We start from the raw sequence: 12,508 nt of genomic DNA on the forward strand, positions 1-12,508 counted from the left end.
CAAGCGTTTTAACACAATAACATAGATGTACTGATCATTTAATTTTTTAAAGTATTCTAAAATCCAATACATATACAATCATTAAATCTGATACATGCAACAACATAAATTTTAAATATTCTTCATTTTTTAAAAAAATAACAATAAAATGTTATATGCATAATCAATATATATGCTTACAATCATAAAGGAAAAAATCTGTTTTAAATGAGCATGCATCTTGTAGAATTACCCTATCATCCTTATACTGTACTGAATCTTTTTGATCCTTTATCTAATACACCATGGTCTATGTTATTATATTCTGGTCATAATAATAAACACCCAGATAGTCGTTTTGATATATTAGTTACTCATCCAACTCTTACATTAACAACGCACAACAATATCACTACAATTTCTTATGATAAAAATCATCAAATTGATAATACAGACCCATTTATATTACTAAAAAAATATATTCATATCATGAATATGAAACCAGAAAATAACTGTCAATTACCATTTCAAGGTGGATTTTTAGGTGTATTTGGATATGATCTCGCAAGATATATTGAATCAATACCAAAATTAGCAGAACAAGACCTTTCGTTCCCAGATATGGCAATAGGTTTGTATCGCTGGGCAATCATTGCAGATCATAAACTTTGTAAAAATTATCTTGTTACTCACGACGATCCTAATCAAATATTGACCTGGGTATATGCACAACAACATATATATAACAATCATGTTTCTAATACATCATTCAATCTCATACAACCATGGAAAAGTAACATTAGTCGATCTGAATATAAGCAAAAATTCCATACTATCCAAAAACATATAATTTCAGGAAATTGCTATCAAGTATGTCTTTCTCAACGTTTCTCTGCTCCATATATAGGAGATGAATGGATAGCATTTCGTTATCTGTTACATTATAATCACGCACCTTTTTCAGCTTTTGTTCGACTACCAAACAAATTAAGTATACTCAGTTTATCTCCAGAACGCTTTCTAAGGTTACATAATACAAAAATTAAAACTCAACCTATTAAAGGTACGTTACCTAGATTAAAAAACGCACAAGATGATTATCACCAAATTATTAAATTATCTAAATCTACAAAAAATCAATCAGAAAATTTAATGATTGTCGATTTATTAAGAAATGATATTGGAAAAGTAGCTGTTCCGGGCAGTATTCATGTATCTAAATTATTTGATATTCGATCATTTCCAGGGGTACATCATATGATCAGTACCATTACAGGAGAACTTTCTAATAATTTTTCTGCTTGTGACTTATTACGTGCATGTTTTCCAGGAGGATCTATAATTGGAGCCCCAAAAATTCAAGTTATGCAATTAATTGAACAACTTGAACCACAACGCCGGAACGTTTGGTCTGGAAGTATTGGATACTTAAGTTGTTGTGGTAATATGGATACCAATATTGCTATCAGAACAATATTAGCTGAAAGACAATACCTATTTTGTTCAGTAGGAAGCGGTATTATTTTTGATAGCGATGAAGAAGCAGAATATCAAGAAATGCAATACAAAATCTCTACTTTATTGCTACCACTACTAAAAAAATTTTATTTAAAATAACTGCTTTAAATCAACAATTCATAGTATCACACATACATATGTGTATATGTAACAATACTATTTATTAATGCGTATCATTAAAAAATAAAAGGCATTCTATTTCTACTAATTCAATACGATACTCTATCATTTTTCGAATTATAAAACGCCATCTATTAATTGTTAACACATCGCCCTCTTTTGGTATACGATCGCAACGAGATAATAACAGGCCAGCTAAAGAAGCTACATGATCACAAACATGCACCAAATCATGAGCCTGCAATGCCTGTTGCAATGCATGCAAATCCATACTACCTTTTGCTAACCAACCTGTCCCATTATTAATTATCTCAATTTCTGGTGTTTCATCTTCATCAGGAAATTCACCAGCTATGGCTTCTAATACATCCAAAGGGGTTATTAATCCTTGAATAATACCAAATTCATTAGATACAACAACCATACTTCCTTTTGCACGCCGCAATTCTTTTAATAAATTTAAGACATCCAAAGTTTCTGGAACTACAATGGGCAAATTTTCTGAAGCATGTGTTTCTAATTGCTCTCCATTAGCAATAGCCGCCATTAAATCTTTAGCACGAACAATGCCTATTAATTGATCCAATTCACCGTTACATACTGGAAACATATTATGAGGAGTATTCATTAACGTAGAATATAACTCTTGCACGGATTTTTGAGAATCTAACCACGAAATTTCATTTCGAGGAGTCATTATGCTGCGTAAGGTACGTGAAGCTAACGATAATACTCCAGTAATCATATGGCGCTCCTCTTCAGCAAAATGTGTTTTTGTTGATAAAAGAAGTGAAGAATTTTTCTCTGTATCAAAGTCCCATTGAGCTGTATTACCACCCATTAACCTCATAATCGCCTCTGCTGTGCGTTCACGCATTGATTTAGTTGATTGACCCTTCATGGAATTACAGTGAGCAATTTGATTAAATAATTCAATTAATACCGAAAATCCAATAGCAACATATAAATAACCTTTTGGTATATAAAATCCAATTCCCTCTGCAATTAAACTCAAACCAATAATTAATAAAAAACTTAAACACAAAACTACTACAGTCTGATGACTATTAATGAAGTTAGTTAATAAACGAGATGATAGAAACATTATTATTACTGCTATAACAACTGCTATTATCATTATTGTCAAATTCTCTACTGTACCAACAGCCGTTATTACTGCATCGAGAGAAAAAATAGCATCAAAAACTACAATTTGTATCACTACTACCCAAAAACTAGCATATCCACGACTAGTGTGATTATGTACTTTATGTTCTAATTGTTGATGTAATTCAGTAGTTGCTTTAAACAAAAGAAACATGCCACCAAATAATAAAATTAAATCTCTACCAGAAAATGAAAAAGTAGCAATTTTGCATAATGGTTTTGTAAGCGTAACAAACCATGAAATCAAAGATAATAATGCAATACGCATTATTAATGCTAAAGTTAACCCAATAATACATGCACGTTCACGTTGTTTTTTTGGAAGTTTATCTGTTAAAATAGCAATAAAAACCAAATTATCAACGCCAAGTACAATTTCTAAAATTATTAAAGTTAAGAATCCTATCCACATTGATATGTCTGTTAAAAATTCCATGATAATCTCCATTGAACATTAGATAACAAATCGTCTCATGGCATATTTATATTAAACATATTAAAATATCTGATTACATAATGAAGTTGTCAGCAATAAATTAAACACGATCAAAATACAAGTTTGTACAAAGGAGGGCATTGATAAAAATTAAAAATATGTTATGTATAATCATAAATTATGTGGATATCACTTACATAATAAGATCATTATTATGGAATAATATAAAATATCTTTTCAAATTATTGAAAATAAATGCTTTAACATTAAAGATAATGTATCATTATGACAAAAAAGACAGTATAATATACTCGTTGATTTTTTTACAGTATATCAAGTTTATTTTGATTCTGTATTGTCCGTTGACTGAAACAAAAATCAGAAAATAATCTAAACTATTATAGTGATACAATTTTTACTTTTACATATCAAAACAATGTTAACCTATATACGATAACATTAAAAACAATTCCTTGTGATTTTAAGAATTAAAATCACAAGGAATTGCTAAAAACATACAAAAGAGGAAAAAGTAGTGACTATTGCTATTATATTAGGAGCTCATGGTTCTGTATCTAAAAAATTGATTGAAACCACTGAAATGATCATAGGAAAACAACAAAATGTTGCATGGGTTGATCTATTACCCGAAGAAAATACTAAAATATTAATTGAAAAATATCATGCACATCTAGCAAATCTTAATAAAAGCGCAGGAGTATTATTTTTGGTGGACACCTGGGGAGGCAGCCCGTTTAATGCTGCTCATAGCATCGTGTTAAATAAAGAAAAATACGATATCGTTACAGGAATGAATATCCCTATGTTAATAGAAGTTTTCATGGCACGCGACAATATCCATTCCTTTCAAGAACTAATACAAATAGCATTAAAATCTGGTCATGAAAGTATAAAATCAGTAAATTACTCCCTAACTCACACCCATTTATACGATGAAAAAGACATTACTAAACACTCCACCGTACCTAAACCTAATAAACTATCAGATAAAAATAACAAAAACCATATGATCATTTGCCTAGCACGTATTGACGATAGGTTGATTCATGGACAGGTAGTAACTCGTTGGGCTAAAGAATACAATATTAAACGCATCATAGTAGTAAACGACGAAGTATCTAAAGATATGATCCGAAAAACTTTACTTACTCAAGTAACTCCCCCCGGAATAACTGCTCATGTTCTAGATATCAATAAAACTATACGTGTATACAATAATCCTAAATATGCCGGAGATAAAGTGATAATGTTATTCACTAATCCTACAGATGTTTTACGTCTTTTTGAGGGCGGCATTCCTATCAATTCAGTAAATATTGGAGGAATGGCTTTTTATAAAGATAAAAAACAAATAAATAATGCTATATCAGTAAATAATACAGATATTGAAGCTTTTAAAAAACTCGATCAATATGGCATTGAATTAGAAGTACGTAAAGTGCCATCAGATCCATCATTAAAAATGATGCAATTAATAAAAAAAATAAATAATTTTTAATTAATTAGATGTACAATTTTATTTAATAAATTCATGTAAACGCTATATTTTATTTTCATATATTTAGGAAATGAAATGGAAATTAACACACTTCAAATTATTTTATTGTTCATTACATCTTGTGTTATCGGAATGGGCTCAATACTTGACGAATTTCAATGCCATAGACCGTTAATAGCATGCACGCTAACTGGATTAATTTTAGGAGATATAAAAACTGGAATCATTATTGGAGGCACGCTAGAAATGATAGCACTAGGATGGATGAATATAGGAGCTGCTGTAGCACCCGATACTGCTTTAGCTTCAATTATCTCTACTATTTTAGTCATTATGGGGCAACAACCTATCGGAGCGGGAATCGCTTTAGCAATTCCATTAGCCGCTACCGGACAAGTATTAACCATTATTGTGCGTACTATTACTGTAGCATTTCAACACGCCGCTGACAAAGCAGCTGAACACTGTAATATGAAAATTTTAAGTTGGATTCATATTACAGCTCTTATGTTACAAGCTATGCGGGTTTCAATTCCAGCGACTATTGTTGGAGTTTCCGTTGGAACTGAAACAGTGCACTCTATGCTCCATGCTATTCCAGAGGTAATAACTAATGGTTTAAATATTGCTGGAGGTATTATTGTTGTAGTTGGGTATGCTATGGTTATAAATATGATGCGCACCGGATATTTAATGCCTTTTTTTTATTTAGGATTTGTTATTACAGCCTTTACCGATTTCAATTTAGTCGCATTGGGTATCATTGGTATAATTCTGGCCATCCTGTACATTCAATTGTCTCCACGCTATAATCAAGTTAAAAATCAAAATCTTTCTAACCAAACTGTTCAATCCGCAAGTAATCTTGATGATGAACTAGATTAATAAGACTAGATTAATAGGTAATCATAATGATTAATAATCCTCAAAAAATCCATACTAAAACTAAAACAATAAAATTAAAGAAAAATGATATACGTGCGGTTTTTATTCGTTCTAATATTTTTCAAGGATCTTGGAATTTTGAACGTATGCAAGCATTAGGATTTTGTTTTTCTATGATTCCAGTAATCCGACGTTTATACCCAAAAAACAGCAAAGATCAAAAAGAAGCAATTAAACGACATTTAGAATTTTTTAATACGCATCCATATGTCGCTGCGCCTATATTAGGAGTCACTATGGCCATGGAAGAACAAAAAGCTAATGGTGCTACTACTATAGATAATGCTTCTATCAATGGTTTAAAAGTTGGGCTAATGGGACCTTTAGCTGGAGTTGGTGATCCGATATTTTGGGGGACTGCTAGACCAGTATTTGCTGCCCTAGGAGCAGGAATCGCTATAGGTGGGAATTTGCTAGGTCCGTGTCTATTTTTTATTTTGTTCAACACGGTTAGGCTAGCTACTCGTTATTATGGTATAATGTACGGCTACAAAAAAGGAATCAGCGTTGTTAATGATATGAAAGGAGGGGTTTTACAAAAATTGACAGAAGGTTCTTCAATTTTAGGTTTATTTGTTATGGGAGCATTAGTTAATAAATGGACACATGTAAACATACCATGCGTTCTTTCTACAATTACTGATAATGATGGAAATACAGTAGTAACAACTGTACAAAATATTTTAGATCAGCTCATTCCTGGATTCGTTCCTTTATTATTAACGTTTGCTTGTATGTGGTTACTGAATAAGAAAGTAAATGCACTATGGATTATTATAGGATTTTTTGGGATCGGAATTTTTGGATACTGGTCTAGATTATTAAGTCTTTAAACAAAAAATTTAGAGCTACAAAAAAATAAGAGAACCTTTTTTAATATTAATTAATACTTTTACTTCTTAGGTTCTCTTATTTTTTTGTAGCTCTAACACACTATCACAGCAGTAACCATCATCCATTTTTTAAGATCTTTACCAAAATTACTAAATTAACACATTAGTACCGCATCTTATTTTCTATACCTACCTACACACATTTTAAACTTTAAAAAAAGTACTATGTATTTCACATCAACAGTAAATTTGTACTATGATACTCGCTGTTTGTTTTCAAAATACCCTTATTTTACATTTTATATAAATACACATACATTAATTAATCATCATATATCATAAAGCCGTCACGTTTACAGCAGATGGACCTTTGTGTCCATCTTGAATTTCAAATTCTACGCTTTGACCTTCAGACAAAGTCTTAAATCCATTTCCTTGAATGGCAGAAAAATGTACAAATACATCTTTGCTACCATCTGACGGTGTAATAAAACCAAAACCTTTAGATTCATTAAACCATTTTACTTGACCTTTAATTTTTGCCATCTTACGTATTTCCTTTAGAGTGTTTACATTTGCCGTAACAGCGATTAAAAGACAAACCAGAGTTATTATTCTCGTGAAACATTCAAATAAGAGGAAATTATATTATTCATACATAACACTTCTTTACTGAAGTTATCAAAATACTACTTATATACGGAAGCATATCTCGGTTTACCTGACATTTGATCACTGAATCGTAAGATTTAGTGATCCTACTAATAATATATAAAAATCTTTCATTCATATTTTCACTATCATCATTGAAAAAATAATGCAAAAAGCATACTAAAAATAATGATGCAATTCAGCGCACTCACTATATAAACCAATTTATTCAATTAATAATAATGTCTAAAAGATTTTACATATAAATAAAGAACTACTCTACATTACTATTTCTACCATATAAAACCCAAAAACAAAACAAATTTTTTCGTTATTTTAGAACATAATTAAATTAAAATAAAAATTTCTATAAAAACATTGCACTCGCACTAAATGCTACGGGTAAGATAGCATTTATTTTTTACTTTGTAAATCATATGACACATAACCCTGTACATAAACTCATAAAAACAATCATTTTCATCTTTAATCAAAATTATTTATTTAAAAAAATAAGACGACTTATTTAAATAAGTACCATGTTGTAACGCTTCTATCCGTTTATCTAAAGAAGGATGAGATGCGAACAAATCACTTAATATACTTTTTTTTATACTATTAATATACAAAGTAGTAATATGATTAGATGTGTTAAGTGTATAACTATGTTTTAATTCTTGTAAGGCAGCAATAACATTTCTGCATCCTACTAATTTAGCAGCACCAGCATCCGCATAAAATTCACGATAACGAGAAAACCAAAACACGATGATACTAGCAAACATACCAAACACAACTTCTAAAATTATTGACACAATAATATACACCATAGAATTGTTAATATCACAATAATTACTACTGCGAACATCAAACTGCTCATCATTTTGGTCATTTATAAAAGAAGTCCAATAAAAAACCATCGCAGCAAGACTACGTGATACAAAAATCACAAAAGTATTAATTACACCTTGAATAAGAGTCATAGTAATCATATCGCCAGAAGCGATATGATTCATTTCATGAGCAACAACAGCCTCAATTGACTCTGGATTCATATTTTTTAAGAGACCAGTACTAACGGCTATTAACGCCGAATTTCTTCTTGCTCCCGTAGCAAAAGCATTCATATCTATAGAATCGTAAATTGCCAACTGTGGCGCAACAATATCTAATTTCTTAGCCTGAACATTTATTATTTTCAATAATAAATGTTCTACATCATTAGATGCTTGACTAATGATCAATCCATTAACTGCAGATAAAGCTATAGATTTAGATAATAATAGCGAAATGAACGCTCCTCCGAAACCAAATATTCCAGCCATTTTCATTAATTCAAATGTAGTAGAGGACCAACATCCCAGTAAGCTCAATATACTACCAAATAATATCATTACTGATAAATTAGTAATTAAAAACAATATAATGCGCATCATAAAAACCATCTTCCTCTTTACTAAGATACCCTAAATATTTAAATAATATCTAGTGATATAGATAATTTCAATTTTTAAAGAATCTTTTATATACAATAAAAACACTTCTATATGAAAGTTTTAAACAATTAAAAACATCCAATTGTTACAAATATCTTTTTTAAAAATAAAAAATTTTAAACTTCTATTAATTATAATAGATACATTAATGATCACTATAATATATAAAATCATTACGTATAAAATTTATATTCATTCCAAAAACGACCATCTTTAGCAATCATTGTCACAGAATCTGTAGGTCCCCAAGTACCAGCTTGATAAAGCTTGGGAGCGTTATTTTCCAATTCCCAAGCTTGCACAATAGAATCAACCCATCTCCAAGCACCTTCTATTTCATCACAACGAACGAATAATGCTTGAATACCACGCATGGTCTCTAACAATAATCGTTCATATGCATCAATTACATGTTCTGGACAAAAATCTTTATAAAAACTTAAATTTAATTTGGTAGTACGTAATCGATGTTTATGGCCTAATCCGGGTACTTTATTCAAAATTTGAACATCTATCCCTTCATCTGGCTGTAATCGAATAGTCAACTTATTGTTAGGTAAGTCTTTATACGAATCAGAAAATAAATTAATTATTGGTTTTTTAAAAAAAATTACAATTTCAGAACATTTAATCGGTAACCTTTTCCCAGTACGTAGATAAAATGGCACACCAGTCCAACGCCAATCATCTATGTTGACACAAATAGATACAAATGTTTCAGTATTGCTGCTTTTATTAGCCCCTTCTTCTTCTAAATAACCAGGTACTGGTTTCCCTTGAATAAAACCAGACGTATATTGTCCACGCACCGTAACATCATGTACATTATTACAATTAATTTTCCTCAACGAATGAAGCACTTTAACTTTTTCATCTCGAATACAGTCAGCGCTTAAATTAGTTGGGGGTGACATAGCTATGATAGTCAAAATCTGTAATAAATGACTCTGTATCATATCACGCATTTGCCCTACCGAATCAAAATATTTCCAACGACCTTCAATACCTACTTCTTCTGCCACAGTAATCTGCACATGATCAATAGTATTATTATCCCAATTTGAAGAAAATAAATAATTCGCAAAACGTAATGCCAATAAGTTCAAAACTGTTTCTTTTCCTAAATAATGATCAATGCGATAAATTTGCTTTTCCTCAAAATATTCTGATATCTGCGCATTAATAATACGAGCAGAAGTTAAATTAGTACCCAATGGTTTTTCTATAACTACACGATTTGATTTTTTATTTAATCCAATAGTGCTTAACCCTTTACATATAACACCAAACGTATCAGGAGGCATAGCAAGATAATTTACTGTCTCTATATCTATGCTCTTTAGCTTATCTAACAACAAAACAAATCGTTCAGTTTGATATACATCTAAATTACAAAAATCAAGTCGTGCTCTAAACACATTCCATAGCGATTCATCAATAGGGTCTGGCATAAATGTTTTTAAAGCAACATATACGACTTCGATATACATAACAAGACTCCATTCTGCACGACCTACTCCTATAATACGTGTGTCAGGATGAATAGCGCCTATTTTTTCTAATTGATATAATGATGGAAACAATTTTCTGCGTGCCAAATCACCTTTTGCTCCAAAAATAATTAAATTACATGCTCGAGTGATAGATGTTGATCTCATATTTATTCTCTGATATGTCAGATGAATATAAATCTTTAATATTCATCATATATAGGTAGGTTATATAACAAGTATAAACTTGTTATATTTAATCAAAATACAATAATAAGTAGCTTAGTTAAATTTAGGTTTATAAACGTAATAACCCGTAAAAAATTAAGCATCATTTATAATATTGATATTAATTGTCTTTATATTTTCACAATTTTTTTAACAAATTTTTACATCTTTAAGATATATCATCAAACGTCATATCCAAAAAATTAATATTCCTAAATATTAATAAAATATATAATAGTACATAATTTATAATACCTGAATTAACGTATCATAAGTTTGTTCATAATTAAATAATTTATTTTATATTAAAAAATCCTATCTACTATCCTATCTACTACAATTGCAATTATCTATGTGTTTATTAAATCGATAGATTTTCATTAATATTTATTATATTAGATGTTATTGCATTAATTTTGCTAATATTTCCAAAAAAATTTAATTAATTATTTTATAAATATCGAGAACAAATATTCTATATTTAATAGGTATACTATCATATAGTATATTAAAATTTAATATAAAATAAACATAAATTATAATACATTAATAACATAATTAATGATCGCCACACTTTAATATTGGTTATTTAAATTTAAGTTGCATAAGGAACTATTATGTCTCAACAATTGAGAAGAACTAAAATTATCGCTACTTTAGGCCCTGCTACAGATAAAGGTAACAATCTTGAAAAAATAATTATCTCAGGAGCAAATATCGTACGACTAAATTTTTCTCATGGAAAAACACAAGAACACTTTGTCCGAGCAGAAAAAGTACGCGAAATCGCTTCCAAACTAAGTACATATATTGCTATTCTTGGTGATTTACAAGGCCCTAAAATCCGTATCTCAACTTTTCAGGGAAACAAAATACATTTAAAATCTGGAGATAACTTTTTAATTGATTCCATGATGACAAACAATAATAACAGTAATCACAAATGCGTAGGTGTTGATTACGAAGAACTCGCACAAGATGTACACCCAGAAGATTTACTTCTATTAGATGATGGGAGAATTCAATTAAAAGTTATAACAATCCATAATACTAAAATATATACTAAAGTAATTATTGGAGGTACATTATACAACAATAAAGGCTTAAACAAATTAGGAGGCGGGCTTTCAGCGAAAGTCTTAACAAACAAGGACAAAATTGATATTATCACCGCAGCTCAAATTGGAGTTGACTACCTAGCAATATCATTTCCTCGTAGCAGTATAGATTTAAATTGTGCACGAAAATTAATTGCCGATGCTGGTAGTCATGCAAAAATTATTTCTAAAATAGAACGTGCAGAAGTAGTTGCATCCGACGAAACAATAGATGACATCATTCATGCATCAGACGCAGTCATGGTAGCCCGAGGAGATTTAGGAGTAGAAATTGGAGAACCAGAACTAGTGGGTGTACAAAAAAAAATAATACAAAGAGCACGCGCTCTTAATCGCGCAGTCATTACTGCAACTCAAATGATGGAATCTATGGTTCATAATTCTATGCCTACTCGCGCAGAAGTAATGGACGTAGCCAATGCAGTATTGGATGGTACTGACGCAGTTATGTTATCCGCTGAAACTGCTACAGGTCAATATCCATCTGAAACTGTAGCAGCTATGGCTAATGTATGTTTGGGTGCCGAAAAAATTTCAAACATCAATTTTTTATCAGACATCAATCAAAAAAAAAAATTTGATGATATCGAAGAAGCTATCGCTATATCGGCAATGTACACTGCCAATCATCTAGCAGGAGTAAGTGCAGTTATCGTTTTGACTGAATTTGAGAGTACTACGTTATTAATGTCTCGTATCAATTCAAAATTGCCTATTTTTGCGCTATCCCAACACAAACATATCTTAAATATAGTTACTCTTTACAAAGGAGTTATTCCTATTTATTTTAATAGAACAGGGAATAACGTGATAGATGCCAAATATGCTAGTAATTTATTACGTGACAAAGGACTTCTTCTATCTGGTGAATTAGTAGTTGTGATACAAAATGATATATACAATAAATGTGATGTAATTAATATTAGTCACGTTTTACAAGTAGAATAATTATCATGGATTGAAATATTTTTTCCAATTAAATGAAAATTCATAATATCGTTACACATA

9 protein-coding genes are annotated in these 12,508 nt (G+C 30.3%); 5 read left to right on the forward strand and 4 right to left on the reverse strand.

The genetic code is table 11. The features are described 5' to 3' along the window. The first annotated feature begins 207 nt into the window (after positions 1–207). The gene (gene pabB, locus BCHRO640_RS02275) at positions 208–1,596 is read left to right on the forward strand and encodes an aminodeoxychorismate synthase component I (RefSeq protein ID WP_015344695.1); all 1,389 of its coding nucleotides are present in this window, start codon (positions 208–210) and stop codon (positions 1,594–1,596) included. Between the two features lie 64 nt (positions 1,597–1,660). Here pabB and BCHRO640_RS02280 read toward each other — a convergent pair whose 3' ends face one another. Further along, a complete protein-coding gene (locus BCHRO640_RS02280; protein ID WP_015344696.1) occupies positions 1,661–3,220 on the reverse strand; it encodes a TerC family protein in 1,560 nt (519 codons plus the stop codon). Between the two features lie 535 nt (positions 3,221–3,755). On the opposite strand from BCHRO640_RS02280, the gene manX reads away from it, so the two are divergent. The 3 genes from manX to BCHRO640_RS02295 all read left to right on the forward strand — a co-directional run bounded on the left by manX (position 3,756) and on the right by BCHRO640_RS02295 (position 6,517). Then, positions 3,756–4,739, forward strand: a complete 984-nt coding sequence (gene manX / locus BCHRO640_RS02285; protein ID WP_015344697.1) for a PTS mannose transporter subunit IIAB — start codon at positions 3,756–3,758, stop codon at positions 4,737–4,739. Between the two features lie 75 nt (positions 4,740–4,814). Further along, positions 4,815–5,624, forward strand: coding sequence for a PTS mannose/fructose/sorbose transporter subunit IIC (locus BCHRO640_RS02290; protein WP_015344698.1), 810 nt, complete (start codon positions 4,815–4,817; stop codon positions 5,622–5,624). 26 nt (positions 5,625–5,650) lie between these two features. After that, positions 5,651–6,517 carry a PTS mannose transporter subunit IID gene (locus tag BCHRO640_RS02295; protein ID WP_015344699.1) on the forward strand — a complete coding sequence of 289 codons (867 nt, stop codon included), beginning with the start codon at positions 5,651–5,653 and terminating at the stop codon, positions 6,515–6,517. Between the two features lie 336 nt (positions 6,518–6,853). Here BCHRO640_RS02295 and cspE read toward each other — a convergent pair whose 3' ends face one another. From cspE to zwf, 3 genes are all read right to left on the reverse strand, one after another. Next, positions 6,854–7,063, reverse strand: a complete 210-nt coding sequence (gene cspE / locus BCHRO640_RS02300; RefSeq protein WP_011282991.1) for a transcription antiterminator/RNA stability regulator CspE — start codon at positions 7,061–7,063, stop codon at positions 6,854–6,856. A 605-nt stretch (positions 7,064–7,668) separates the two neighbouring features. Continuing rightward, positions 7,669–8,604, reverse strand: a complete 936-nt coding sequence (gene htpX / locus BCHRO640_RS02305; RefSeq protein ID WP_015344700.1) for a protease HtpX — start codon at positions 8,602–8,604, stop codon at positions 7,669–7,671. 233 nt (positions 8,605–8,837) lie between these two features. Beyond that, positions 8,838–10,322: a glucose-6-phosphate dehydrogenase gene (gene zwf, locus BCHRO640_RS02310; protein ID WP_015344701.1), complete on the reverse strand. Its 1,485-nt coding sequence runs from the start codon at positions 10,320–10,322 to the stop codon at positions 8,838–8,840. Positions 10,323–10,999: 677 nt separating this feature from the next. Between zwf and pyk the strand changes: the two genes are divergently transcribed. Beyond that, positions 11,000–12,448 (forward strand): pyruvate kinase, encoded by a 1,449-nt coding sequence (gene pyk, locus BCHRO640_RS02315; RefSeq protein WP_015344702.1) that lies wholly within the window; start codon positions 11,000–11,002, stop codon positions 12,446–12,448. The last annotated feature ends 60 nt before the right edge of the window (positions 12,449–12,508 follow it).

Source organism: Candidatus Blochmanniella chromaiodes str. 640, from assembly GCF_000331065.1.
Taxonomy (GTDB): domain Bacteria; phylum Pseudomonadota; class Gammaproteobacteria; order Enterobacterales; family Enterobacteriaceae; genus Blochmanniella; species Blochmanniella pennsylvanica.